24 protein-coding genes and 2 tRNA genes are annotated in these 26,197 nt (G+C 31.2%); 15 read left to right on the top strand and 11 right to left on the bottom strand.

Annotation, left to right across the window (positions count from 1 at the left end; all coding sequences use genetic code 11):
• Positions 1–85 precede the first annotated feature (85 nt).
• The 3 genes from RSD37_RS02120 (at position 86) to RSD37_RS02110 (ending at position 2,837) form a co-directional block, all read left to right on the top strand.
• A complete protein-coding gene (locus RSD37_RS02120; RefSeq protein ID WP_346945042.1) occupies positions 86–301 on the top strand; it encodes a DUF896 domain-containing protein in 216 nt (71 codons plus the stop codon).
• Positions 302–383: 82 nt separating this feature from the next.
• A complete protein-coding gene (gene hprK, locus RSD37_RS02115) occupies positions 384–1,298 on the top strand; it encodes an HPr(Ser) kinase/phosphatase (RefSeq protein WP_346945041.1) in 915 nt (304 codons plus the stop codon).
• Positions 1,299–1,415: 117 nt separating this feature from the next.
• Positions 1,416–2,837, top strand: coding sequence for an aminopeptidase (locus tag RSD37_RS02110; protein WP_346945145.1), 1,422 nt, complete (start codon positions 1,416–1,418; stop codon positions 2,835–2,837).
• Positions 2,838–2,889: 52 nt separating this feature from the next.
• On the opposite strand, the gene RSD37_RS02105 is transcribed toward RSD37_RS02110, so the two are convergent.
• Positions 2,890–3,357, bottom strand: coding sequence for a DUF4883 family protein (locus RSD37_RS02105; RefSeq protein ID WP_346945040.1), 468 nt, complete (start codon positions 3,355–3,357; stop codon positions 2,890–2,892).
• A gap of 97 nt (positions 3,358–3,454) precedes the next feature.
• Between RSD37_RS02105 and RSD37_RS02100 the strand changes: the two genes are divergently transcribed.
• Positions 3,455–3,664 carry a DUF3006 domain-containing protein gene (locus RSD37_RS02100; RefSeq protein ID WP_346945039.1) on the top strand — a complete coding sequence of 70 codons (210 nt, stop codon included), beginning with the start codon at positions 3,455–3,457 and terminating at the stop codon, positions 3,662–3,664.
• A 230-nt stretch (positions 3,665–3,894) separates the two neighbouring features.
• Here the strand turns inward: RSD37_RS02100 and RSD37_RS02095 are convergent, their stop codons facing one another.
• The 3 genes from RSD37_RS02095 to RSD37_RS02085 all read right to left on the bottom strand — a co-directional run bounded on the left by RSD37_RS02095 (position 3,895) and on the right by RSD37_RS02085 (position 7,827).
• Positions 3,895–5,613 carry a S8 family peptidase gene (locus tag RSD37_RS02095; protein ID WP_346945038.1) on the bottom strand — a complete coding sequence of 573 codons (1,719 nt, stop codon included), beginning with the start codon at positions 5,611–5,613 and terminating at the stop codon, positions 3,895–3,897.
• Positions 5,610–7,457 carry a S8 family peptidase gene (locus tag RSD37_RS02090; RefSeq protein WP_346945037.1) on the bottom strand — a complete coding sequence of 616 codons (1,848 nt, stop codon included), beginning with the start codon at positions 7,455–7,457 and terminating at the stop codon, positions 5,610–5,612. The genes RSD37_RS02095 and RSD37_RS02090 overlap by 4 nt, the downstream gene beginning before the upstream one ends.
• Before the next feature lie 283 nt (positions 7,458–7,740).
• A tRNA-Leu gene (locus RSD37_RS02085) sits at positions 7,741–7,827 on the bottom strand.
• A gap of 203 nt (positions 7,828–8,030) precedes the next feature.
• Between RSD37_RS02085 and glsA the strand changes: the two genes are divergently transcribed.
• The 11 genes from glsA (at position 8,031) to RSD37_RS02030 (ending at position 19,017) form a co-directional block, all read left to right on the top strand.
• On the top strand, positions 8,031–8,945 hold the full coding sequence (gene glsA, locus RSD37_RS02080; RefSeq protein WP_346945036.1) for a glutaminase A: 915 nt from the start codon (positions 8,031–8,033) through the stop codon (positions 8,943–8,945).
• A 273-nt stretch (positions 8,946–9,218) separates the two neighbouring features.
• Positions 9,219–11,855 carry a DNA polymerase I gene (gene polA / locus RSD37_RS02075; protein WP_346945144.1) on the top strand — a complete coding sequence of 879 codons (2,637 nt, stop codon included), beginning with the start codon at positions 9,219–9,221 and terminating at the stop codon, positions 11,853–11,855.
• Entirely contained in the window at positions 11,842–12,474 is a 633-nt protein-coding gene (gene coaE / locus RSD37_RS02070) for a dephospho-CoA kinase (protein WP_346945035.1), read from the top strand. Before polA ends, coaE begins: the two co-directional genes overlap by 14 nt.
• A complete protein-coding gene (locus RSD37_RS02065; protein ID WP_346945034.1) occupies positions 12,464–13,027 on the top strand; it encodes a lytic transglycosylase domain-containing protein in 564 nt (187 codons plus the stop codon). Before coaE ends, RSD37_RS02065 begins: the two co-directional genes overlap by 11 nt.
• A gap of 172 nt (positions 13,028–13,199) precedes the next feature.
• A tRNA-Leu gene (locus tag RSD37_RS02060) sits at positions 13,200–13,285 on the top strand.
• A gap of 195 nt (positions 13,286–13,480) precedes the next feature.
• Positions 13,481–14,845 carry a sodium:alanine symporter family protein gene (locus RSD37_RS02055; RefSeq protein ID WP_346945033.1) on the top strand — a complete coding sequence of 455 codons (1,365 nt, stop codon included), beginning with the start codon at positions 13,481–13,483 and terminating at the stop codon, positions 14,843–14,845.
• A 184-nt stretch (positions 14,846–15,029) separates the two neighbouring features.
• Positions 15,030–16,397: a sodium:alanine symporter family protein gene (locus tag RSD37_RS02050; protein WP_346945032.1), complete on the top strand. Its 1,368-nt coding sequence runs from the start codon at positions 15,030–15,032 to the stop codon at positions 16,395–16,397.
• A 268-nt stretch (positions 16,398–16,665) separates the two neighbouring features.
• Positions 16,666–18,027, top strand: coding sequence for a replication-associated recombination protein A (locus RSD37_RS02045; protein WP_346945031.1), 1,362 nt, complete (start codon positions 16,666–16,668; stop codon positions 18,025–18,027).
• A gap of 70 nt (positions 18,028–18,097) precedes the next feature.
• Positions 18,098–18,340 (top strand): DUF1292 domain-containing protein, encoded by a 243-nt coding sequence (locus tag RSD37_RS02040; protein WP_346945030.1) that lies wholly within the window; start codon positions 18,098–18,100, stop codon positions 18,338–18,340.
• A 110-nt stretch (positions 18,341–18,450) separates the two neighbouring features.
• On the top strand, positions 18,451–18,630 hold the full coding sequence (locus RSD37_RS02035; protein ID WP_346945029.1) for a hypothetical protein: 180 nt from the start codon (positions 18,451–18,453) through the stop codon (positions 18,628–18,630).
• 132 nt (positions 18,631–18,762) lie between these two features.
• Complete coding sequence (locus RSD37_RS02030; RefSeq protein ID WP_346945028.1) at positions 18,763–19,017, top strand: DUF1292 domain-containing protein; 255 nt, start codon at positions 18,763–18,765, stop codon at positions 19,015–19,017.
• A 48-nt stretch (positions 19,018–19,065) separates the two neighbouring features.
• On the opposite strand, the gene RSD37_RS02025 is transcribed toward RSD37_RS02030, so the two are convergent.
• From RSD37_RS02025 to RSD37_RS01995, 7 genes are all read right to left on the bottom strand, one after another.
• Positions 19,066–20,556 (bottom strand): Na+/H+ antiporter NhaC family protein, encoded by a 1,491-nt coding sequence (locus RSD37_RS02025; RefSeq protein WP_346945027.1) that lies wholly within the window; start codon positions 20,554–20,556, stop codon positions 19,066–19,068.
• A gap of 604 nt (positions 20,557–21,160) precedes the next feature.
• A complete protein-coding gene (locus tag RSD37_RS02020) occupies positions 21,161–22,612 on the bottom strand; it encodes a Na+/H+ antiporter NhaC family protein (RefSeq protein ID WP_346945026.1) in 1,452 nt (483 codons plus the stop codon).
• Between the two features lie 200 nt (positions 22,613–22,812).
• Positions 22,813–23,481 carry a deoxyribose-phosphate aldolase gene (deoC, locus tag RSD37_RS02015; RefSeq protein ID WP_346945025.1) on the bottom strand — a complete coding sequence of 223 codons (669 nt, stop codon included), beginning with the start codon at positions 23,479–23,481 and terminating at the stop codon, positions 22,813–22,815.
• 119 nt (positions 23,482–23,600) lie between these two features.
• Complete coding sequence (locus RSD37_RS02010; RefSeq protein ID WP_346945024.1) at positions 23,601–24,017, bottom strand: SoxR reducing system RseC family protein; 417 nt, start codon at positions 24,015–24,017, stop codon at positions 23,601–23,603.
• A 67-nt stretch (positions 24,018–24,084) separates the two neighbouring features.
• The gene (locus RSD37_RS02005; protein ID WP_346945023.1) at positions 24,085–24,972 is read right to left on the bottom strand and encodes an RnfABCDGE type electron transport complex subunit B; all 888 of its coding nucleotides are present in this window, start codon (positions 24,970–24,972) and stop codon (positions 24,085–24,087) included.
• Positions 24,973–24,985: 13 nt separating this feature from the next.
• The gene (locus RSD37_RS02000) at positions 24,986–25,564 is read right to left on the bottom strand and encodes an electron transport complex protein RnfA (RefSeq protein WP_346945022.1); all 579 of its coding nucleotides are present in this window, start codon (positions 25,562–25,564) and stop codon (positions 24,986–24,988) included.
• A 15-nt stretch (positions 25,565–25,579) separates the two neighbouring features.
• Positions 25,580–26,197, bottom strand: a complete 618-nt coding sequence (locus RSD37_RS01995; RefSeq protein ID WP_346945021.1) for an electron transport complex subunit E — start codon at positions 26,195–26,197, stop codon at positions 25,580–25,582.

The following is a 26,197-nucleotide window of genomic DNA, read 5'->3' as shown; positions in this document are numbered from 1 at the left end:
TGTATTAATTATGATATATAGAATTTTACGGTAAGTAATTAAAATATGTTAATATAAAACTAAATTTAACTTCAGGAGGAAAATAATGAGTTCAAAATATAAAAATGTAAATGATATGAAAATAGAAGAAGTTACAGGGGAAATAAATGCTTTGTACAAAAAGAGTCAAAGTGATGGACTTACAGTGGAGGAAAAAGAAAGACAAAATAAATTAAGACAGAGATATATAAATAATGTTAAAAATAACTTTAGATCACAACTAAGTGGATATAAACCAGTAGAATCTAAAGATAATAATTAATTACAGCAAAAATATTAGTTTTATAAATTATTAATAAAACTAGTTTGTGATTATAAAAACTAAGTAAGTTGGAGGTATCAAAGTGGGAGTAAGGGTTTTAGATTTAGCTAATAATTTTAATCTTGAGATAGTTGTTAAAGGTGATTTAGAGTGTAACATTGAAGTTAGCGATATAAATAGACCAGGACTACAATTTGCTGGATTTTATGATTATTACGACAATAAGAGGGTTCAAATTGTTGGAAAAACTGAATGGAGCTACTTAAACTATCTAGATCCAGAGGTAAGACTACGTAGAATCAAAAGATATTTTTCGCTTCATGCACCAGCTATAGTTATAACAACAGGTCTTGAAATGCATGAAGAATTTTTACAAGAAGCCAGAGATAAGAATATTAATATTCTAAGAAGTAAAGTTAAGTCTACTAGATTTATAAATAGAATAAGTAATTTTTTAGATTCAGAACTTGCACCTGAAACCAGACTTCATGGAGTTTTAGTAGATGTGTATGGTATAGGAATATTAATTATTGGTGAAAGTGGTATAGGAAAAAGTGAAGCTGCCCTTGAACTTATAAAAAGAGGACATAGATTAGGTGCAGATGATGCTGTAGATATAAAAGAAATAGATGGAAACTTATTTGGGTCTTGTCCTTATATTACTGCGGGCATGCTTGAAGTAAGGGGAATGGGAATTATTGATGTATCTGCTGTTTATGGTAGTAGTTGCATAGTTTCTCAAAAAAAGATTAGTTTGGTAATTAGCTTGGCTAATTGGGACAGCAATGATAAGTATGAAAGACTTGGAATAGACAAAGATTATATGGAGATTTTAGGTATTGAAGTAGAGAAAATAATGCTACCATTAAAGCCGGGTCGTAATATAGCTGTGATAATAGAAGCAGCAGCTGCAAATTATAGGTATAAAGCTACTTCGAATTCTACAGCAGTAGAAACAATTGAGAAAAGAATTATAGAAGGACAAATACATAATTAGAAATAAAACTTAAAATCTAATAATTTGAAATAGATTATAAATTTTAGATAATTTGAATTGTAAATAAATTAAATATAGAGTAATATGGAAGTAGAAAATTTTACATACTATGATTTAATGGGAGGGATTTTAGTGGAAGATTTGAAAAAATTAGAAAAAAAATATGAATCAGTTTGGGATAAGTATACAGAAGAAGATGTGAAGAATGCATTCGAACTATCAGATAGATATATTGATTTTATGTCAAAATGTAAAACTGAAAGAGAATGTGTAACTGAAGTTATAGAATTAGCTAAAAAAGAAGGCTACAGAGACATTAATACTTATATTTCTGAAGGTAAGAAATTAAAAGCAGGAGATAAGGTTTACGCTAACTGCATGGGAAAAACGCTTGCTCTATTTTTAATAGGAACCGAGCCACTAGAAAAAGGATTTAAAATATTAGGAGCTCATGTAGATTCTCCAAGACTTGATTTAAAACAAAATCCACTGTATGAAGATGCTGATTTAGCAATGTTAAAAACACATTACTATGGTGGAATTAAGAAGTATCAGTGGGTTACAATACCACTAGCTATTCATGGAGTAGTTATAAAGAAAGATGGTACTACAGTTAATATAGTTATTGGAGAAGATGATAAAGATCCAGTAGTGGGAATATCTGACTTACTAGTTCACTTATCAGCAGATCAAATGAGTAAGACTTTAGCTAAAGGAATCGAAGGAGAAAGCTTAAATATTTGTGTTGGTTCTATGCCAGTTGAAGACAAAGAGGCTAAAAATAGAGTTAAACTTAATATCTTAAGACTTCTCAATACAAAGTATGGAATAACTGAAGAAGACTTTGTTTCAGCAGAGCTTGAAGTAGTTCCAGCTGGAAGAGCAAGAAGTTATGGTCTAGATAGTTCAATGGTTATGGCTTACGGTCATGATGATAGAATTTGTGCCTACACTTCATTTGAAGCAATGATGAGAATACAAAGCACAGATAAGACTTGCATAACACTACTTGTAGATAAAGAAGAAGTAGGTAGCCAAGGTGCAACAGGAATGCAATCAAGATTCTTTGAAAACACTGTAGCAGAACTTGTAAACTTAGTTGAAGATTATAGTGAGCTTAAAGTAAGAAGAGCACTTTCAAATTCTAAAATGCTTTCTTCAGACGTAAGTGCTGCTTTTGATCCAAACTATCCATCAGTAAGTGAAAAGCAAAACAACGCATTCTTTGGAAAAGGTGTATGTTTCAATAAATATACTGGTGCCAGAGGAAAAGGTGGATGTAATGATGCAAATCCTGAATTCATTGCAGAATTAAGAAGAATAATGGATAAACATAACGTTTACTGGCAAACATCAGAGCTTGGAAAAGTTGACCAAGGTGGTGGTGGTACTATAGCTTACATTCTTGCTGAATATGGAATGGAAGTTATAGATTCAGGTGTAGCTTTACACAATATGCATGCACCATGGGAGATTGCAAGTAAAGGGGATATATATGAAACTTGCAGAGCTTATGAAGCTTTCTTATTAGAAATATAAGTAGTAATAATATCTATATAAATAAAAGAGGAAGAATATCTTCCTCTTTTATTTATTCTTCGGTGAAATATTTACAGATTCCATATATGTTATAAGATAAAGGAACTTTAGTAATGTTAACATAATCTACTTGGTATTTACCATCCCATGAATATATGGAAATATATTTTTCATCAAATACCGTTAAAGCATATTTAGCGTCGGAACATTCTATATACACCTTATATTTATAAGTATTGGGAAGATCACTAGGTTTAGCTATAAAATAGCTGTCATCTAATAAATTAATGAACTCTAAAATGTCCTCACCTTCAGCAGGAGGAAAATCGAATTCCTTAAAAAATTCTCTATAAAATACGGATATGTTTGTAGGAGCATTAGTAGAAATGCTTTTAATTAGTTCATTGGTATAATAATTAATTTGTGGTTTATCGCTGTTTAAAACATTTTTTATATTTGTACAACCTGTACAGGTTGCTAGTATAAATAATATAATTACAAGTATTAATTTTTTATTCAAAATATTCACCCCTTTATTCTTTATAAATTATGAAAGTGCAAAGGAGTTTATTACTATTTTTACAAAAATATATTTATTAACAGATAGGAGAGGTAGTATGTTAATTATAGATAGATTTGAAGCAGAATATGCAGTGTGTGAGGATAAAGAAGGAGAGATGATAAATATATTAATTTCAAAGCTTCCAATGGGCATTAAGGAGGGATGTTGCATAGAAAAAATAAATGGAGTTTATGTAATTAATTACGAGGAAACTAAACTACTCAAGGTTGAGATTGAGAAGTTAACACAAGAATTATGGAAATAAATTTATTGATAATTAGACAATCTAAAGAGTGATTTTATTATACGGAGATTTATGAATAATAAGATTAAGAATTATATGTAAATAATAATTTAGATTAAAAGCACTCATAAATATAAGCGCTTTTATCAATGTGAATATATTACATATAACGGCGAATGACTGTATAGATAGAGCAATTATTAGCACTCTATTTATATTATGCTTTAAATCAGGAACATTATGAGTAGAAACTATATCATATTTTGAAACATAGTAAGAATATTTAATATACCATATCCCCATTGGGGATTAGGATAAATATCACCAGGTCGCTTAGTAGTTCCTCTTGAAATATAGGTTTTTAAAGTTTGAGAATACATGTAAGGATCATTGCCATCAACAATTCCCCATTCAAATAGCATGGCACAAGCTCCAGCAGCAACAGCCGCAGATACACTAGTTCCAGAAACAACAGCAGTTTCATTATTAGGAGCTACAGTTAATGCATTTATTCCCCCGGCGGCAATATCTATAACTCCAACAAAGTTCTCTTCAAAAGCCATACCAGAGAAGTTCACAATATTATTATTATTTTGATTATATGCTGCAGCAGTAATCAAAAAACTTGAATTACTTGGATTGGTAATTGTACCATAAGGATCAGATAAACTAAAACTAGTATCTCCCATGGTTATTCCCTTTTGAGGGAGCCAAGCATTGTATTTTCCATCTAAAATATAGTTACCAGTTAATCTGAATTTCCATATACCTGGCTGTATATTATAAAATCTAACCCGTATTAATTGGTCTCCAGTAGTTTCTTCTGGTAAAAAGTAATTAATTCTAACTGATGTTTTTTCAAATATAAAGGTATAAGTTTCTGTATTATTAATTAAAACATTTATTAGTCCACTATTTTCCCCAGAGGGAGAAACTATATCTAAGGACATTATATTTGGTTTATTTATCCAAATTTCAAGCCACAAGTCTTTTTGTTCGGGTGATACATCTACATCCATTACACTTGTTTCATTAATTCTAGATATTATACCAGAGGTGTGAATTCCATTATTTCTTTGATTTCCTGTTCCTGTAACTACGACTACTCCACTATTTTTAGAGATTGTCTCTATATATTGTTCTAAAATACCATTTCCATCATGATTTCCAAAGGTAGTTCCAAGAGGGAAATATATAATTAGTGGTTTATAATTAGTTAAAGTGTATCTATATAAAGCTTCTAAGGCTACAAAAATAGAAGTTATATTATATAGAGGTATATCTATGCCAAATTGAGCTTTAAATGAATAATCTTCTATTAATTTTATAACTAGAAAATCACAGTCGGGAACAACTCCTCTTAAATCTGGATTTTTCCCAGTACCTCCAATTATTCCAGCCATATTTGTTCCATGTCCGATTTCATCTTTACTTGGAACTATTTCATAGGGAGATTTACCATCTCTATAGGCTTGAATAGCACTTTGTATTTGTTCTTTTGTATATATGGTACCGTAAGGGACATCAAGGTTAAATTCTGGATTAGTAGAAGGTATTGTTTGATCCCAGATAGCTTGAATTCTTGTTTCTCCATTCAAAGTCATGAATTCTTCACTTAAGTAATCAATGCCTGTATCAATAATTGCCACATTAACTCCTCTTCCCGTTAGATTTAAGGGCAAATTCAATTGCAAAAATATAGCTTGAGAAGCATCAACTGGTGAAATATCCTGGAGAGTATATGCATCTGTTGGTTTAATATATACAATAGATGGAAAAGTAGTTCTAATAGTATCAATATCTATATCTTTTTTTAATGATAGTATTGCATATCTATCATTAATTACTGTTATATAATAATCAGATAGGCCTTCAAACTCTTGTTCAATATCTCCTTCATATTGAATAAGATAATTATCAAAAGTTATGTCGCTAAAAATACTTTCTGGAGTTTTAAAATTTCTTTTCATACAAACATCTCCATAATTTTATTTGGAATCCTTACAAATAATTCATCCATATAGTATTCTATAAATATTTCATCATTAATACTTACTTCATTAATGCTATCTATAGTTAAGTTCCTAGTTACATTACTATATGACTTGCTAATAACATTAAAAGTGCCTAACAGATCGAGACTACCATATCCCATTTCCCTATTTGGATAGGGTAAGAGAGGGCTTCTATAAGCTCCATATATTAAATAACTTGTAAGCTTTCTTGAATATATGGCAAGATCATTTCCATCTATGATACCCCATTGCAATAGTAAGGCAGCAACGCCGGCAGCTATTCCTGAAGCTGCAGAACTACCAGAAACCGTAGTAATTCCTCCTGAAACTTTTGTTGTTAAAATATTCATTCCTACAGTTGCAATGTCAGGATTAATTATATTATTAGCATTGAAGCCTTTACCTGAAGCCGCAATTAAAGAATTATCCTCTCCATAATATGCTGTAGTAAGTACACTACGAGCATCGGATGGAAGCACTAGAGTGATAAATGGATCTGGTTCTAAAAATTCTGTGCCGTTTGGTAAAGTAATTTTAGGAGGTAACCACATATCATATCGCCCGTTAGTTATATATTCTCCTAATAATTGAAAAGTCCATATTCCAGGTTTTACATCATTGAAAATAATATTTATAACTTCATGACCAGTAAAATGTTCAGGACTATAGTAACTAACAATTGCATTAGTATTTACGAAAATAAACTTAAAGTTTTGAACTTTTCCTATTTTTGATTTTATTAAATTGGAAGATTCTCCAGTTGGAGAAAATATGGTCAAAGAAGCTCTATTTGGTCTTTGAACCCATATGTTAAATGAAAAATATTTTATTTCCCTAGGTATTCTTAGTTCTATTGTTCTAGTATCTCCTACATTTTTTATATAACCGGATGTGTGTCCTTGGGATGCACCTTCATTTCCAGTTCCAACTGCTAAAGCTAAACCCCTTATACTGCCAAGAGAAGTTAAATATCTAGGAATCATATTTGCTCCATCATGACTTCCTTCGCTACTACCAACCCCTAGATATATAACCATGGGTTTTTTAGACTCTATGGCGAAATTTTTCAAGTACTCTAATGCAGAAATAACTTCAGAGCCATTATAAACAGGAGGAGGAGGAATAATTCCGTTTTCTTCTAACATTCTTTTGTAATTAGTAGATTCAAAAAGCTTAACAATTACAAAATCACTATCATTAGCAACTCCTTGAAATTCATTAGTGTACCCTCTGGCTCCTATAACTCCAGCAATTTTAGTTCCATGACCTATATCATCTTTTGAGGGCACTATTTTATATGGATCTTCATTATTTTTATAAGCATTTATTGCACTATTTATTTGTTCATTTGAGTAAGTTTGACCAATATATAAAGATGGGTTAGTACTTGGGTCTGATTGGTCCCATATATTTACAATTCTTGATGTACCATCTTCTCTCATAAATTCTTCATTGAGATAGTCTATTCCAGAATCTATCATTCCAATCAAAACGCCTCTACCAGTTAAGTTTAAATATGGGTTGATTTTAATAGTATTTATATTATCTACATCTGAAGGTGATATATCTCCTAATACAAACATGGCTCTGAAATCAACATAAATAATTGCTGGTACATCTTGTAAAAGTTGATTTAGCAATGTAGAAGGTACTGCCACAATTCCAAGAGTATTAGTAAGTACATAACCGCAAGCATAAGATATTTTATCTAGCTGCTCCATAAAGTTTCCTCTGAATTCAACTAAGTAATTAGCTGCACTTGGATCAAAAAATAAATTACAAATTCGTGAATTAACCATATTTAACTCCTAAAATTACTTGTATAATACTATTTATATTTAAATAAAAGGTATTTAATGATATAAATTATAAAAATGTAATAGAAAATGGAGAGAGATAAATAAAAATAAATCCTATTATAAGAATTAAAGAACTCTAGCAATAGAATTTATTTTTATGTTTAGTATAATAATACCACTGGGAATAATTCAAAGAGTGATAACTAACTATGATTTGAATGGAAACAAAAAAACTCTGAACTGTTGAAATATCAACGATTCAGAGTTTTTATACTAACTTTTATGGTGCCGGTGACCGGGGTCGAACCGGTACGGTGTTGCCACCACGGGATTTTGAGTCCCGCACGTCTGCCAATTCCATCACACCGGCTAGTACATTAATTATTTTACCACAATATACTAAGAACTACAATAGATTTTTTCATTATATATAAATTCTATTGCATATAAAAATCATTGTAATGATTTTTATTATTTTATAAGTAGAAATTCCTACTTATAAGTATTGAAAAAGCTTTAGTATATTAATATAATAAGGTTGATATAAGTAAAAATTAGATTGGAGATTATAAAATGAAGAGAATCTTGGAGGACATAGTTGAGAAATGTAAAAAGTGGACAACTCAGGGTGAGGTAGCATCATATATTCCGGAACTTGCAAAGGCAGATCCTAATGCTCTTGGTATATGGGTAACCACATTAAATGGGGAAGAATATTTTGCTGGAGATTGTGATGTTAAGTTTACTATTCAAAGTATATCAAAGGTAATAACTTTAATGTTAGCTATTTTAGATAATGGTACGGAATACGTTTTCACAAAAATTGGAATGGAGCCCACGGAATCAGCTTTTAACTCTATAATCAATTTAGAAAGTCATGTGCAGAAGCAACCTTTAAATCCAATGATAAATGCAGGCGCTATTGCTACGGTATCTTTGATAAACGGTGAAACTTCTGAAGAAAAAATCTCTAGAATATTAAATTTCACAAGAAAAATAACTGGAAATGACTTAATTGATATAAATACAGGCATTTATGAAAGTGAAAAGAAGACTGGGGACAGAAATAGAGCTCTTGCCTATTATATGAAAGGTAACGGAATTATAGATGGAGATGTAGATGAAATACTAGAAGTATATTTTAAAGCTTGCTCTATGGAGGTAACTTGTAAGGATATAGCTAGAATTGGTGCTATGCTTGCAAACGCTGGAGTACTTTTAAATAATGAAAGAGTAATATCTAGAGAAGCTTGCAGAATTATTAAAACTATAATGGTTACCTGTGGCATGTATGATGCTTCAGGAAAGTTTGCTGTACATATTGGAATTCCTGCTAAAAGTGGAGTTGGTGGAGGAATCCTGGCTGCTGTTCCAAGAAGAATGGGAATTGGTGTTGTAGGTCCAGCTCTTGATAACAAAGGAAATAGTATTGGTGGTATTAAGATATTAGAAAAATTATCTTGCGAATTAGATTTAAGTATTTTTTAGATTATAAAAATTTATAAAATAATAAAGAGTAGATCATAATTATAATAAAAAATAAATACGTACTATAAGCGTATTTATTTTTTTATAATAAAGAATTGTTTTATTGTTAAAGATATGAAGTAATGTTATAATCATTTATCAAAAGATTCATTTATATTTACTTGACTTTGAGTCTTAAAAAGTAAAGAATAATATGTGAAGTATTATAACTAAGAAGTTTGTTAAATAAATTATATGGTTTAATTCAAATAAATTGAGTAGGATGTGATTAAAATTAGTAAAGAAACTTTAGCTATTTTAGACGGAAATAGTTTATTATATAGAGCCTTTTATGCAATACCTGAACTTACTACTAAAGAGGGTATCCATACAAATGCAGTATATGGATTTTTAAATATGTTGGTTAAGATTAAAGAGGACATAAATCCAGATTTCATCGTTACTACCTTTGATAAGTCATCTAAGACATTTAGACATGAGGAGTATGAGGAGTATAAGGCTGGAAGAAAGAAAACACCACCAGAACTTTCAATGCAGTTTCCTATGATAAGAGAAGTGCTTTCTAAAATGGGAATTAGCATATTTGAATTAGATGGTTATGAAGCTGATGATTTAATAGGAACCATATCTGTATTAGGTGAGGAAAGCGGCATGGAGGTTTATGTTGTAACGGGAGATAAAGATGCTCTTCAACTAGCTACTGATAATGTAAACATAGTTATAAATAAAAAAGGAATTACGGAGAAGGAAATTTACAATAAAGAAAGATTTATTAAGGATTTCCAGGTAACACCTACTCAATACATAGATGTTAAAGGGCTTATGGGAGATAAATCTGATAATATTCCAGGGGTTCCAGGGATTGGAGAAAAAACAGCCTTTAAGCTTATTAAGGAATATGGAAGCATAGAAAATGTCTTAATGAATATACCTAATATTAGTGGTAAAAAGCTTAAAGAATCACTTGCAGAATATAGTGAACAAGCAATCTTTAGTAAGAAGCTTGCCACAATTATTACTAGGGTTCCGGTAGAAATACCTTTGGAACAATTAAAAACTAGAGGGAGCTTTAATAATCCAGACCTTATAGAGCTGTGTTTAAAGCTTCAGTTTAAATCGCTTCTTCCCAAATTACAAAGTTTTTCAAGAGATTCTAGCGATGAGGGGTTTAAACGTGATGACAAGGTGGAGGCAACTTTTGAAGTTATAGAAGATTGTACTTCCTTAGAAAAAGTTATTTTTAATATTAAGGATAATATGTTTGTTAAGTTTTATGTGGAGAATACTAATAACTTTTCCAATATTGCACTGAAAACAATAGCTATTTTATCTGAGGGGTTAATATACTTAATTTCTTGTGAAAAGCTTCTAGCGGAGAATAAGGATATCTTTGTAAAATATATGAAGATTATTTTTGAAAATTCTTCTATAAGTAAGATTACACATGGAGCAAAATATGGATATACAGCCTTACTTAAACTAGGCATAGATTTAGATCAAGTAGACTTTGATATAGAGATAGCTTCTTACCTTCTAGATTCATCTAAATCAGAGTATTCCATAAAAACACTGATAGAAGAAAAACTAGGAGAAACAGTTAATGGGGAAGGAACTCTATTCATAGCCAATGAAATTTTAGCTATGAAGGATATATATCCAGTTTTAAAGAGTCAAATTGAAAGTGAAAATATGAATGAACTTTTATTAAATGTGGAGCAACCACTTACAAAGATTATATCCTATATGGAATATGAGGGTTTTAACATTAATAGAAAAGAACTTGATAAATTAGGAGATAAGTTTAGCCTAGAGATATCCCAGCTTACTATAGAAATATATGATCTTGCGGGGGAAGAGTTTAATATTAATTCTCCAAAGCAACTAGGAAAGATATTATTTGAGAAATTAGATCTTCCTGTAATAAAAAAGACAAAAACAGGATATTCTACCAATGCTGAAGTGTTAGATGCATTAAAGGATAAGCATGAAATCATCAATAAGATTTTATATTTCAGACAAATTACAAAGTTATATTCTACTTATGTAGAAGGGTTAAAACATGTAATAGATGCGGATGGAAGAATACACTCTAATTTTACTCAAACTGTTACAACTACAGGTAGATTATCAAGCACAGAGCCTAATCTCCAAAATATACCAATTAAAAATGAGAATGGTAGATCTATAAGAAAGGTATTTATACCTCATAATGAAGATTCTTTAATTTTATCAGCTGACTATTCTCAAATTGAACTTAGAGTACTTGCCCATATTTCTGGAGATGAAAATATGATTAAAGCCTTTAGAAATAATATGGATATTCATACATCTACTGCTTCTGAGGTATTTAATGTGCCAATAGAAGAGGTAACAAAGCTTATGAGAAGTAATGCAAAGGCTGTTAACTTTGGGATTGTATATGGAATAGGTGATTTTAGTCTTGCTCAAGATCTTGGAATTACAAGGCTTGAAGCTAAGACGTATATTGATACTTACCTTGAAAGATATAAAAATGTACAAAAGTATATGGATAAGGTAATCGAAGATGCTGAAACTAACTCTTATGTAACCACTTTACTAAATAGAAAAAGATATATTCCTGAAATAAAGTCATCAAATAAGATGGTTAAAGCATTAGGAAAAAGACTTGCTATGAATGCTCCAATTCAAGGGAGTGCTGCAGATATTATAAAAATTGCTATGATTAATGTTGCAAAGGAACTAAAAGCTAAGTCATTTAAAAGTAAATTAATTCTTCAAGTACATGACGAACTCATACTAAATGTGTATAAGGATGAAATGGAAGAAGTTAAAGCTTTAGTTAAGAAGCAGATGGAAAATGTTTTATGTCTTAAAGTACCAATGGATGTTGATATTTCTATGGGAGATACTTGGTATGAAGCTAAGTAATTCAATACTTAAAGTGGGATTAACTGGTGGGATTGGATGTGGGAAGAGTACTGTTAGCAATATTTTAAGGAAGAACAGCATTGCCGTCATTGATGCAGATAATATCGCTAAAGAAGTACTAATATCACATCCAGAGATACTATTAAAGATTAGAGACAGTTTTGGAGATGAATATTTTGATCATAATGGCATTTTCTTAAGACGTAAAATGGGAACTTTAATATTTTCTAATAAGGTTAAAAAGAAAGTATATGAAGAAATATTAATGCCATATATTGAGTGCGACATATTCAGTAAAATTCAGGAATACAATTATATGGGGGAAGAAATTTGCATTATAGATGCTCCCACACTAATAGAGAATAACCTCCATACTCGTATGGATATAATTGTTGTAGTAGTAGCTAATGAACATGTGCAGATTAAAAGAATTATGGAAAGAGATAACTTTTCTAAAGAAGAGGCTATCCTTAGAATAAATAATCAGATGTCTACAGAAGCTAAATGCAGGTTTGCAGATTTTATTATAGACAATAATGGAGATTTGTGTGAAATAGAAGATGAGGTAAAGAAAATTTTAAGTAAGATAAGAATTATTAGGGGGAAAAATGACTTATAAAAGTAGCAAAAAAACTAGGACTATACTATTAGTAATAGCCATATTATCTATTGTCGGTGTTAACTTTAAAGTTATACTTAAAAATTTTTTCCCGCTTGAATATAAGAAAAATATCATTGAGTATAGCCAGGAGTATAATGTTGATCCAAATTTAGTGGCTGCAGTAATAAATACGGAAAGTAAATTTTTGATGGATGCAAATTCCTCAAAAGGAGCTGTAGGATTAATGCAAATCATGCCAGAAACAGGCAAGTGGATTGGAGAGAATCTAGAAATAGAGAACTTTACTACAGATATGATTAGGGACCCTGTAGTGAATATAAGGATGGGGTGCTGGTATTTAAATAAGTTAAGTGAAGACTTTAATGGTGAATATACTCTTATCTTAGCTTCCTATAATGGAGGACCAGGGAATGTAACTAAGTGGCTTGAAGATGAAAAATACTCCAATGATGGGGAAAGCCTTCATGATATACCATTTAAAGAAACTAAAAACTATGTAAAAAAGGTAAGATTTAATCATAGAATATATAAATATTTATATGATTTATAGTAGATTAGTAATAATAATTGGATCGAAATATCTGTATTTAATAATTGAAGATTAGTAGAACAAAAGATAAAACTTGATATAATTATTTATAAGCCTAGTAAAATAAATTAATTGATTATTGAAGTTAGCAATATATGGTGATATAATAAATTATATAAAAATTAAGTTTTATGCAGATGTGGTGGAACGGCAGACACGCTATCTTGAGGGGGTAGTGAGAGAATTCTCGTGCGGGTTCAAATCCCGCCATCTGCACCAAAAAGGTATTAAAGTTTTTACTTTAATACCTTTTTTGCGTTTTCCTAGCATGGGTACAATTTAACTGATGAAAGTCCCGAGTATGTGTTAATAGTATCAAGTATATAGCTTAAGAATATAAAAAATTAAATTGTTCTAAAACTTAAAAATATGAATATCGTTAATAGTGTATCATATAAAATTTGGAGGAGTATTATGAATAATATGCTTGAAATTGTTAAAAATATCAATGGGGTGTTGTGGAATTATATTTTAATTTTCCTATTATGTGGCACTGGAATCTTTTTTACATTTAAACTTAAGTTTGTTCAAATAACAAGATTTAAGGAAAGTTTTAAACTTACTTTTGGAAAAATTAAATTTGGAAAGAAAGCAGGAGCAGATGGAATGTCATCATTCCAATCATTGGCAACTGCCATTGCCGCTCAGGTTGGAACAGGAAATTTAGCAGGAGCAGCTACGGCAATTGCTATGGGAGGACCAGGAGCAATATTCTGGATGTGGATTAGTGCATTTTTTGGAATGAGTACAATTTTTGCTGAAGCTACTTTAGCACAAAAGTTTAAAACAGAAGTAGATGGTCAAGTTACTGGAGGTCCTGCTTATTATATAAGTAGAGGACTTAAAAATAAAAAGATAGGGAAGTGGCTTGCTGGATTCTTTGCTGTAACAATTATACTTGCTCTTGGATTTATTGGTAACATGGTTCAATCAAACTCTATTGGAGGAGCTTTTGAATCTGCATTTAATATGGACCCTAGATTAGTAGGTATTGTAATTGCAATTCTTGCAGGAATAATATTTATAGGGGGAGTAGCACGTATAGCTTCATTCGCTGAAAAGATTGTTCCGCTAATGGCTTTATTTTATATAGTTGGTAGCCTTGTAATAATTATAATGAATTATGAAAATATATTACCAGCTTTCAAAATGATTTTTGTAGGAGCATTTAATCCGGCAGCGGTAACAGGTGGAGTTGTAGGTATAACAGTTAAGATGGCAGTAAGATATGGAGTAGCTAGAGGATTATTTTCAAATGAAGCTGGTATGGGATCAACTCCACATGCCCATGCAATTGCAAAGGTTAATCATCCATCAGAGCAAGGTCTTGTAGCTATGATGGGAGTATTTATAGATACATTTATAATATTAAGTTTAACAGCATTTGTAATACTAACTACAGGCGCATTAAGTACAGGGACGTCAGGTATAATTTTGACTCAAGAAGCATTTAAAGTTGGAATGGGTAATTTTGGAGTAATATTTGTGGCTATAGCTCTATTCTTCTTTGCATTTTCAACTATTATTGGATGGTATTTCTTTGGTGAAGCAAATATAAAATATTTATTTGGTAAGAAGGGTATCGCTCCTTATAGAGTATTAGTTATGATATTTATTTTTCTAGGTTCATGCATGCATGTAGATTTAGTATGGGAATTAGCAGATACATTTAACGGATTAATGGTACTTCCCAACTTGGTAGCACTTCTTGCATTATCTGCAATGGTTAAGAAGAGCTATGATGATTATAGTTCATGTAAAAAGAATGGATTATTATAATTATATAATCACATAAAAGTAAGCTTCCATTGGGAGCTTACTTTTATGTGTGTAAAAATATTTTAAAGAATTTAATAAATTGGTAAAAAGCAGTGTAAACGTTATATATAATTGTTGAAAAATTCTTAATATATAGTATAATTAAACATAAGGTGATAAATTGCAATATCATGGGGAGGATATTATGGATAATATGTTGGAATTAGTTAAAGGAATTAATAGTATTATTTGGAATTACGTACTGATTTTTTTGCTTTGTGGTACAGGAATTTATTTTACATTAAAGCTTAAATTTGTTCAAGTAACAAGATTTAAAGAATGCTTTAAGTTGACTTTCGGAAAAATAAAATTTGGCAAAAAAGCTGGTAATGACGGAATGTCATCATTCCAAGCTCTTGCAACCTCTATAGCAGCACAAGTTGGTACTGGAAACTTAGCAGGAGCAGCTACGGCTATTACTATGGGGGGGCCTGGAGCGATATTTTGGATGTGGCTTAGTGCATTCTTTGGAATGAGCACAATTTTTGCTGAAGCTACTTTAGCACAAAAGTATAAGACTGTAGTAAATGGACAAGTTACTGGAGGTCCAGCATACTATATAAAAAATGGATTGAAAAACAAAAAAATAGGTAAATTTCTATCTATGTTCTTTGCAGTAACTATAATACTTGCGCTAGGATTTATTGGTAATATGGTGCAGGCTAACTCAATAGGAAGTGCATTCCAACAATCTTTTGGAATTGATCCTAGAATAGTTGGAATATTTATAGCGGGTTTAGCTGGAGTTATATTTATTGGAGGAGTATCTCGTATAGCTTCATTCGCAGAAAAAGTTGTTCCGTTAATGGCATTATTATATATAATAGGTAGTTTAGGTATTATAATTATAAACTATGAAAACATATTACCAGCTCTTAAAATGATTGTAGTTGGAGCATTTAACCCATCAGCTATAACAGGTGGAGTTGTGGGAGTTACTATTAAATCAGCTGTAAGATATGGGGTGGCTAGAGGATTATTCTCAAATGAAGCTGGTATGGGTTCAACACCACATGCACATGCAGTTGCTAAGGTTAATCATCCGTCAGAACAAGGATTGGTAGCTATGATGGGAGTGTTTATAGATACTTTCATCATATTAACATTAACTGCCTTAGTAATATTAACAACAGGTGCTTTAGACAGTGGAACATCAGGTATTGTACTAACTCAACAAGCTTTTATAAATGGTATGGGTGGTAACTTTGGAGGAATATTCATTTCAATATCTTTATTTTTCTTTGCTTTCTCTACAATTATTGGATGGTATTTCTTTGCAGAGGCAAATATAAAATTCTTATTGGGAGAAAAGGGTATAACTCCTTACAGAATATTAGTAATGATATTTATATTCCTAGGTTCATGTGTACAGGTAGATTTAGTATGGGAACTTGCTGATACATTTAATGGATTAATGGTATTCCCAAACTTGATTGCACTTTTAGCTTTATCCGCAAGTGTTAAAACATGTTTAGATGATTACAATGAGAAAAAGAGTAAAAATTTACTTTAAGGAACTGTAGAATTTGTTTAAATGATTATAAACTTTAGAATAAAACTATAAAATATGCGGTTTATTACCTTAAGAAAATAATGTTATAAGAAAGCTTCATAAAGACAAAGTCTTTATGAAGTTTTTTGTTGAATTAAAAAATATATATTTTGTGTGATATACTGATAAGTGAGAACCAAAATCTTTGATTTGATATTTTAAAATTATTAACTAAAAGGAAGACCGAAGAAGTCTTATTTTATAATATGTATTTAAAGGAATGATAGAGTTGGAAAATAATTATGATAACATCTCCTTGTTTGATTTAGTATCAGATGTGGAAAATGAACAGCAATCTAAGATAAATATGAATGAGCCATTAGCTCAAAGGTTAAAACCAAGTACTCTTGATGAATTTGTGGGACAGGAACACATATTAGCTAAAGATAAATTATTATATAGAAGTATCAAGAGTGATAGAATAACATCTCTTTTGTTATACGGACCTCCAGGCGTAGGGAAAACTAGCCTTGCAAAGATAATAGCAAAGACTACACAATGTAATTATGTAGAGCTGAATGCAGTTACTTCTGGAATTAAAGATATTAAGATCGTTGTAGATAAAGCATTAAATGAAATATCTTTAAAGGGAAAAAAGACTATTTTGTTTATAGACGAAATACATAGATTTAATAAAACTCAACAAGATAGTTTACTTCCACATGTGGAAAAGGGAATAGTAACGTTGGTAGGTGCAACCACAGAAAACCCATTCTTTGAGGTTAATAAGGCACTATTATCTAGATCTATGATATTCAAGCTAGAGCCACTATCGGAAAAGCAGATTATTAAGCTTTTAAATAGAGCTCTTACTGATAAGAAAGCAGGATTTGGAAATATTAAAATAAAGCTTTATGAGGAGGCTGAGAAATTTATATGTATGAACTCAGCAGGAGATGGAAGAAAAGCTTTAAATGCTTTAGAAATTGCGGTATTAACTACGAATAAAAAAGATGATGGAGTTATTCATATAACAATAGATATAGTAGAGGAGTGCATGCAGAAAAGACAGATTAGTTATGATAAATCGGGGGACTATCATTATGATGTGGTTTCTGCATTTATAAAGAGTATTAGAGGTAGTGATCCAGATGCTGCAATTCACTATTTAGCTAGAATGTTATATGGCGGAGAGGATCCGGAGTTTATAGCAAGAAGAATTGTTATATCAGCATCTGAGGATGTAGGAAATGCAGATCCATATGCACTTCTTGTAGCTAATGCAGCTCTAGATGTAGTTAAATCTATTGGAATGCCTGAGGCAAGAATAAGTTTAGCACAAGCGGTTACATATCTAGCAGGAGCACCTAAGAGCAATGCAGCCTATATTGCTATTAACAAAGCTATGGAAGATATAGAAAATGAAGATATTGGATCAATACCAATACACCTAAGAGATAGTCATTATAATGGAGCAAAGGTAATAAACAAGGGAGCTGATTACAAATATCCACATAATTACAAAAGTCACTATGTGGTTCAGCAGTATATGCCAGATAAATTACTTAATAAGAACTACTATGTTCCAACGACCTTAGGTTATGAAAAACGTATAAAAGACAGGCTTGAAATATTAAAAAATATGAAATAAATATTAAAACATAAATAATTTTAGTATTTATGCACATCTTATATATATTAAAAGTTTTGGAGGTTATAAGATGGGTAATATTAATCAATGTATAAAGGTTTCTGGAGAAGATGGTAAAATCGTTGAATTGGAGTTTATTGATGTTGTAAAAGTAGGTACATCAGAATATGTAATAGCGGGACCCAAGGATTCAGAGGAGGCTTGTGCTTATAAGGTTGTGAGCAGAGAAAATGGTATGGTTGAATATGCATCAATAGGTGAAGGTAGAGAGTTTAACAAAGTTTTAACTGCCTATAATCAACAACAGCATTAAATAAACTTATCTGTTATTTGAGTTTTAGAGTAAGTAAGTACTAATGGGAGATTAACCTAGACTAAAAAACACTTAATAATTATAAATATAAGAAAGGAAGTATAATTGTTTTGAGTAAATTTAAAGAAAAGAATAAAAAACCAAAGAGAAATACTAAGGATGGAATACAAGTTTTAAATAATAGTGTGAAAGATGCTCATCCAATTGAAACTCCAACTCTTGTGGATGGATTATTTGGAATAGATATTAAAAACAATTTAATTGACCCAGATACAAAGTTTTATATTTAGACTATATATGCTACCCAATTAGAGCTAATGGGTAGCATTTTTGACAGTATTACAATATTTTATTGTAATATAGAAATCTATACTATATAATAAAGGAAGGTTAAATTTAAGTATTCTAGGAGGAACATATAAATGGAAGAAATGAATATAATAACACTTACTGATTCAGAAACAAAGGAAAAAGTTGAACTTCAAGTAGTAGAGGATCTTACTATAGATGATAATCATTATCTAATCTTAGCACCACTTGATGAAGAAGATGAAGCCTATGTATATAAAGTAATAGGAGAAGGAAATACAGCTTCTTATGAAATGGTAGAGGATGAAGAGGAGTTTGATAAAGTAGTTGCAGAGTATGATAGGATTTTTGAAGAAGAAATGAAATAATTTTAAAATAAAAAACCTTGCAAATGCAAGGTTTTTTTATTTTATTTATTATACAGCTGTAGTTCTGTCAGTAGTTACATTTGTATTACCTTTTTTTAATCTAACAGCTGGCTCTTTTGGTAAACCAAATTTAGGAATAAATCTATCCCATCCTGTTAGAGTAAGTAATAATATAGAACCTACAGCTACAAAAGCCATAACGTTATATTTAATAATATCAGTTGCAACAAATGTGTGTAATGGATATACTGATGTAGCTATTCCTACATAGAATCCAATGTATACATGCCAAGGAATTAATTGAGAACCAAAAACTCCAAGTGCATCTCCAAAGGTTGCATTTCTAAGATATAATTTGTATAAATCTTCGTCGCTTCCTTCTACGTTATTATCAACAAGTTCTTTAATAATAGGTCCTATAGTTACGATTTGCGCCATCTCGTCAGAAAGAGCAGCATTTCCTCCGATACATAGGATACCATTCCAGAACATTAATTGTCTTACATTTCCAGAAATCTTTAATATGAAGTTTGATAGTGGAGCAAAGGCATTCATTTTAGACATGATACCACCAAAGGCTCCAACCCACATCATCATTACGATAACCCATGAACCAGCTTCAGAAAATCCGCCTTCAACTAAGCCAAGGAATGCAGATAAGCTTTCTACAGTTCCAGCAAAGCTACCAAATATGAATGAACCTGCAAGACCTAAGAATAAGCAAAGTAGAGTAGGTACACCCATAACAGCAGCCGCTATAACAAGGATTAGAGGAACTACCATATAGTAAGGTACTCCTTCTTTAACTTGGTTTAAAAGATCAACTGCAGAAGGTCTAGCTTCTTGAAGACTTGTCCATACTTCAGCTGGAATAGCATCAATTGCTATTTTTGCATTAGCAACATCTGTTGGAAGCTTCATTGATACACTGATTCCAAATATGATAATTGCTGTTATAATAAGACAAGAAATTGACCAAACACCTTGAGTTCTAATTCTGTCAATAACCTCTACTTTTTGGATACCAGAGCTTACAACTGTAGTATCAGAAATAAGACCAATGTTATCTCCAAAACAAGCACCACCAGCTATTGAAGCTGTAGTAAGTAAGATATTTCCTCCAACTATATGGTTAAGCCATAAGAAGATTGGAGCACATGCAGCGAAGGTTCCCCAAGAAGTACCAGTAGCTACAGAAAGTACTGCGGTTACTAAGAATCCACATAATGCAACAGTTCTTGCATTTAGTCCTAGTGAAAGTGCCATATTAACTATTGAAGCACCAACTCCTGTTGACATAAAAGCACTTGCCATTGCATAGGCAAACATAAGTATAAAAAATACTAAAATGAGACCCTTTACATTATCCATTGCAGCATCAATCAGTTCACTGAACTTAACCTTTTCAGTTATGTATGCTACACCACATGCAAATATGGTTGCGATAGGTGCTGCAGTAAGAACATCAACGCCCATCATCATTAGTCCAGCCAATACAAAAATTGGAATGAACTTAAAAAGACCTTTTAAAAAATTCATATTATATACCTCCATATAATTATAATAAAAAGTAGTTATTTTATTAACTACTTTTTTCTATAAACATAGTTTAAAGCCTTTTTTAAAAAATATCAAGTATTATTCTGAAAAAACACATAAATTCAACAATTTTTTTATAAAATATCTTAAATTTCACACTAATTATATATAAAAAAGGGGGAAAATACAATTATTTTACATAAATATACACAAAAAATCAACAAAATTATTTATAATAATTTTGTTGATTATATTACAAATATTAAATTAATATATAAAAAAATTGAAATAATACAAATAATTTATTGTTTATGTGTAAAAGTATATGTTGTTAAGTCTACTATGTTTAATATTTAACATAGTAGACTTAACGACATATATGCAATATAGTAATTTAAAATTGTTTGAATAATATGTATTATATTAAGGTGAGAAAATAAATTTTTAACATGATATTAGAATAAAATTAATGATGTAATGTAAGTAATTATTTTAAATTTAAAGTATAAAAGAGGCTATCCTCACAATTATATTTATAACAATTGTGAGGATAGCCATATAATTTATTAAATTGAAGTTACTTTAGAACTTTGTATGATTATATTTACTTTTTTAATCTAACAGCAGGTTCTTTTGGTAAACCAAACTTAGGAATAAATCTATCCCAACCAGTAAGTGTTAATAATAATATTGAACCAACTGCTACGAATGCCATGAAGTTATACTTAATTATGTCAAGTGCTGCAAATTCATGTAATGGATATACAGAGTTTGCGATTCCTACATAAAATCCAATGTATACATGCCATGGAATTAATTGAGAACCAAAAACACCAAGTGCATCACCGAAAGTTGCGTTTCTAAGATATAGAGTGTACATATCTTCTTTGCTTCCTTCTACGTTGTTTTCAACAAGTTCTTTAATGATAGGTCCGATAGTTACAATTTGAGCCATTTCATCAGAAAGAGCAGCATTACCACCTATACAAAGTACACCATTCCAAAACATTAATTGTTTTACGTTGCTAGATATTTTTAGTATGAATGTTGATAATGGAGCGAAGGCATTCATTTTTGCCATAACACCACCAAAAGCACCAACCCACATCATCATTACAATAACCCAAGAACCTGCATCTGAAAATCCTGTTTGAACTAATTCCATGAATGGTCCTATACCTTCTACGGTTCCAGCGAATCTACCGAATACGTAGGATGAACCGATTCCAAGGAAGAGACAAAGTAGAGTAGGAATACCTTTAACCGCAGCAACTATAACAAGTATTAAAGGTATTACCATATATAAAGGAACACCTTCTTTAACTTGATTTAGAAGATTTACAGCTTCAGGTCTTACAGATTCTAAGGATGTCCATACTTCAGATGGAATAGCATCAATAGCCACTTTTGCATTAGTTACATCTGTAGGAAGTTTCATTGCTATACTTACTACGAATATAATAATTGCAGTTATCACAAGACATGAAAGAGACCAGAAACCTTGAGTTCTAACTCTGTCGATAACTTCTACATTTTGGATACCAGAACTTACAACTGTGGTATCTGAAATAAGTCCTATATTATCTCCAAAACAAGCACCACCAGCAATAGCAGCAGTAGTAAGCATTATATTCCCACCAACTATATGATTAAGCCATAAGAAGATTGGAGCACATGCAGCGAAGGTTCCCCAAGAAGTACCAGTAGCTACAGAAAGCACACAGGTTACTAAGAATCCTGATACAGCAACTGTTCTTGCATTTAAACCAAGAGATAGTGATACGTTAACGATTGAAGCACCAACGCCTGTAGACATGAATGCACTTGCCATAGCATAGGCAAACATAAGTATAAAGAAAACTAATATGAGACCCTTTACATTATCCATGGCTGCATCAACAAGATCGTTTAACTTTACTTTTTCTGTTATGTACGCTACAGCACAGGCAAATATTGTTGCGATTGGTGCAGCTGTAAGAACATCAACCCCCATGATCATAAGCCCAGCTAAAACAAAGATTGGAACAAATTTAAAAAGTCCTTTTAAAAAATTCATTTTTATTCCCCCTATAATATAATTATAAATGATAAATTTTTCATTTATAATACAAGGATATACTTTTTTCGATAAATATCAATATAAAATTCATACATTTAACATGGAATTAACAAAATATTGTTTATTTACAGAAAAAATAAACAATAAAAAAGAAATTAAGATATTTAAATCTTAATTTCTCTTCTTGAAAAGTAAAATTAATAATCAGAATTAGAATCTGTTATATTTTCAACTATTGCTATAGATGCACTAGCACCAATTCTATTTGCACCGGCATTAATAGCCTTTATAGCGTCTTCAGAGGTACGAACACCACCAGAAGCCTTAACCCCCATATTAGGTCCTACAACCTTTCTCATTAGAGCTAGATCCTCAGTAGTAGCTCCTCCAGTGCTAAATCCAGTTGAAGTTTTTACAAAGTCAGCACCAGCTTGTTGAGATAATTCACAAGCTTTAATTTTTTCTTCTTCTGTCAATAGACAAGTTTCTAAAATTACCTTAACAATAGCTTTTCCTTTAGCAGTGTCAACAACTTCTTTTATATCATTTTTTACGAAGTCATAATCTTTGTCTTTTAAAGCACCAACATTTATAACCATATCTATTTCATTAGAACCAAGTTCTATAGCTCTCGCTGTTTCAAAAGCTTTAGATTTTGTATCCATAGCACCTAAAGGGAAGCCTACAACTGTACAAACAAGTACACCAGAATCTTTAAGTTTCTTTGCAACGAGTTCTGTATAGCAAGAATTTACACATACAGATTTAAATTTATATTCTTTAGCTTCCTCACAAATTTTAATAACCTCTGCTTTAGTTGCCGCTGCTTTTAAAATAGTGTGATCAATCATTGATCCAATGTTCATAATTATACCTCCTAAAATATATATATTTATAATAAACTTACTTAAATCTGAATTAATAATATACATAAGCTATGTTTACCAAAGTATATTAAAAATATAATATGGTAACTTAAATAAAGTTATCTTATTTTTTTAATCATTTTGAATGAGTATTTATTTTCATTCTTATTTAGATTACCACTAATTTTATAAGAAATAAACATGGCAATTATAGCTGATATAGCTGAATATAATTCGTAATTATTAATAGTTAGTTTGTTAAAAATATAAAGTGTTACAATTAGAGTAATTACAGTAATGATAGTAGGGAAGGCATAGGCCCAAAATGTCATATTTTTAAATACAGCATTATCCATAGAAACTAAAACTCTATCTCCAGCAGTGGCATCCTTTGTATTTTCTAAATCTACCATTATAGTGTCTTTAGGACAACCGGACTTACAAGATGAACATCCACCACCACATCCACCTTTTTTTGTAAAGGCAACTTTAGCAATGTTACCATCAATTCTTTTTACAATACCTTCTTCTTCCATGAAATCACCTCCAAATAAATATAGAAGGCTAAAAGCCTTCTATATTATAACATAAAGTTTAAGTTTATTATACTGTAGTATTGTTATTTTCAGAATCAGAAGAAGGTTCAGTGTTTACCTTAGCAGTTGGCACAGCTTCCTTCTTTAGAACTGGTTTTCTAAGATTTAAGATAGAGTTCTTAGGGCATTTGTTCGCACATATTCCACAGCTAACACATTTATCATAATCGAAAACAGGAATATTGTTAATTATTTCTATAGCATCTTTTGGACAGCTCTTCTTGCATATACCGCAACTAATGCAGCCAACAGAACAAGTATCCATAACTTCTTTACCTTTATTTTTATTGTTACAATCTATTCTAACCTTAGTTTTCTTAGGTACAAGATGAATTATTGATTTAGGGCATGCAGTTATACACGCACCACAAGCAACACATTTTTCTTCATCTATAATTGCAACACCATTTGATATAAATATAGCTCCAAATTCACAAGCTTTTGAACAAGATCCAAGGCCAAGACATCCATGTTCACATGACTTAGATCCGCCACCAGGAGCAACTGCAGCGTGGTTACAGTCTAATACTCCAACATAGTTATATTTTTCTTTAGCTACGTCAGCAGTACCTTTACATCTAACAAAAGCTGTCATTGGTTCACCAATTGTAGCTTCAACTCCAAGAATACTAGAAATTTTACTAACTGCATCAGGTCCACCGGGGCTACATTTGTTAGTTGAAGCTGTGCCCATAACTACAGCTTCAGCATAAGCATCACATCCAGCAAATCCACATCCACCACAGTTTGCACCAGGAAGACATTCTCTTACTAGAGGAATTCTTTCATCAACTTCTACTTTAAATTTACTGTTTGCATATCCTAATAAGGCTCCAAATACTAGTCCAAGACCACCAAGGCTTACCACAGGAGCTACTAAATTTGATAATTCCATTAAATTTCCCTCCTTAAACTAAACCACTGAATCCATAGAAAGCAATAGCCATTAATCCTGCTGTGATTAACGAAATTGGTAATCCTCTAAAAGCAACAGGCATATCAGTGTTATCTTCCATTCTTTCTCTTAATCCAGCAAGGATTACTATAGCAAGTACATATCCAAGAGCTGCTCCAAGAGTGTTAGATAATGATTGAGCTAGTCCATAACCTTTATCTATGTTTGTAACAGCAATACCAAGTACTGCACAGTTAGTTGTTATTAGAGGTAAGAAAATACCAAGAGATCTATAAAGACCTGGTTGAATTTTCTTAATAACTGTTTCAACAAACTGAACTAGTGCTGCGATAACAAGTATAAATGCAAGAGTTGATAAGTATCCTAAGTCAAAAGGAATTAGGATAAGGTTGTTTACCACGAAAGTAATAAGAGTAGCTAGTATCATTACAAAGGTAACAGCTGCACCCATACCCTTAGCAGTCTCAGTTTTTTGAGAAACTCCAAGGAAGGAACATATACCTAGAAATTGCCCTAATATTACGTTGTTAACTAGAAGGGCGCCTATAAATATAGTAAATAATTCGCTCATTTAATTTCACCTTCCTTATTTTGTAGTTTCAGCTTTTTTAGCTTTACAAATTTTATATTGATTGAATCCTGCTAGTAGTACACCAAGTGTCATAAACGCTCCAGGAGCTGACGTCATAACCATAGCTGGTATATAAGACTTTGGTAATACTTGAATTCCATAGAATGTTCCATTTCCTAGAACTTCTCTGAAAGTAGCTAGAAGAACTATAGCAAGACCAAATCCTAATCCCATACCGATAGCGTCAAAGATAGAAGGTAGCACCTTATTTTTTGATGCATAAGCTTCAGCTCTACCTAAAATAACACAGTTAACAACTATAAGAGGCAAGAATATTCCTAATGATTTGTATAAATCAGGAATATAAGCTTCTAATAAAAACTGGATTAAAGTAACGAAGGTAGCAATGACTACGATATAAGCTGGTATTCTAATTTTATCAGGAACAAGTTTTCTAATTAGTGAAATAACTGCATTTGATCCAATTAATACTACAGTAGCAGCAAGAGCCATACCAGCAGCATTTTTAACACTGCTTGTAACAGCAAGAGTAGGACACATAGCTAGTACTTGGATAAATACTGGGTTTTCGGTAATAATACCAACTTTTAATCTATTAACTAACTCTTTCAT

Origin of the sequence: Clostridium sp. (assembly GCF_036646415.1) — a bacterium.
In the GTDB taxonomy this organism is placed as follows: domain Bacteria; phylum Bacillota; class Clostridia; order Clostridiales; family Clostridiaceae; genus Clostridium_J.
Note: the sequence above shows the minus strand (reverse complement) of the source record. Positions and strands in the feature narration are given on the sequence as shown.

What these genes read in the sequence shown, in the direction of transcription:
- RSD37_RS02120 (WP_346945042.1), top strand. Translation starts at nt 86, where the DNA reads ATGAGTTCAAAATATAAAAATGTAAATGATATGAAAATAGAAGAAGTT.
- RSD37_RS02110 (WP_346945145.1), top strand. Translation starts at nt 1,416, where the DNA reads ATGGGAGGGATTTTAGTGGAAGATTTGAAAAAATTAGAAAAAAAATAT.
- RSD37_RS02100 (WP_346945039.1), top strand. Translation starts at nt 3,455, where the DNA reads ATGTTAATTATAGATAGATTTGAAGCAGAATATGCAGTGTGTGAGGAT.
- RSD37_RS02095 (WP_346945038.1), bottom strand. Translation starts at nt 5,613, where the DNA reads ATGAAAAGAAATTTTAAAACTCCAGAAAGTATTTTTAGCGACATAACT.
- RSD37_RS02090 (WP_346945037.1), bottom strand. Translation starts at nt 7,457, where the DNA reads ATGGTTAATTCACGAATTTGTAATTTATTTTTTGATCCAAGTGCAGCT.
- glsA (WP_346945036.1), top strand. Translation starts at nt 8,031, where the DNA reads ATGAAGAGAATCTTGGAGGACATAGTTGAGAAATGTAAAAAGTGGACA.
- coaE (WP_346945035.1), top strand. Translation starts at nt 11,842, where the DNA reads ATGAAGCTAAGTAATTCAATACTTAAAGTGGGATTAACTGGTGGGATT.
- RSD37_RS02065 (WP_346945034.1), top strand. Translation starts at nt 12,464, where the DNA reads ATGACTTATAAAAGTAGCAAAAAAACTAGGACTATACTATTAGTAATA.
- RSD37_RS02055 (WP_346945033.1), top strand. Translation starts at nt 13,481, where the DNA reads ATGAATAATATGCTTGAAATTGTTAAAAATATCAATGGGGTGTTGTGG.
- RSD37_RS02050 (WP_346945032.1), top strand. Translation starts at nt 15,030, where the DNA reads ATGGATAATATGTTGGAATTAGTTAAAGGAATTAATAGTATTATTTGG.
- RSD37_RS02040 (WP_346945030.1), top strand. Translation starts at nt 18,098, where the DNA reads ATGGGTAATATTAATCAATGTATAAAGGTTTCTGGAGAAGATGGTAAA.
- RSD37_RS02030 (WP_346945028.1), top strand. Translation starts at nt 18,763, where the DNA reads ATGGAAGAAATGAATATAATAACACTTACTGATTCAGAAACAAAGGAA.
- RSD37_RS02025 (WP_346945027.1), bottom strand. Translation starts at nt 20,556, where the DNA reads ATGAATTTTTTAAAAGGTCTTTTTAAGTTCATTCCAATTTTTGTATTG.
- RSD37_RS02020 (WP_346945026.1), bottom strand. Translation starts at nt 22,612, where the DNA reads ATGAATTTTTTAAAAGGACTTTTTAAATTTGTTCCAATCTTTGTTTTA.
- deoC (WP_346945025.1), bottom strand. Translation starts at nt 23,481, where the DNA reads ATGAACATTGGATCAATGATTGATCACACTATTTTAAAAGCAGCGGCA.
- RSD37_RS02010 (WP_346945024.1), bottom strand. Translation starts at nt 24,017, where the DNA reads ATGGAAGAAGAAGGTATTGTAAAAAGAATTGATGGTAACATTGCTAAA.
- RSD37_RS02005 (WP_346945023.1), bottom strand. Translation starts at nt 24,972, where the DNA reads ATGGAATTATCAAATTTAGTAGCTCCTGTGGTAAGCCTTGGTGGTCTT.
- RSD37_RS02000 (WP_346945022.1), bottom strand. Translation starts at nt 25,564, where the DNA reads ATGAGCGAATTATTTACTATATTTATAGGCGCCCTTCTAGTTAACAAC.
- RSD37_RS01995 (WP_346945021.1), bottom strand. Translation starts at nt 26,197, where the DNA reads ATGAAAGAGTTAGTTAATAGATTAAAAGTTGGTATTATTACCGAAAAC.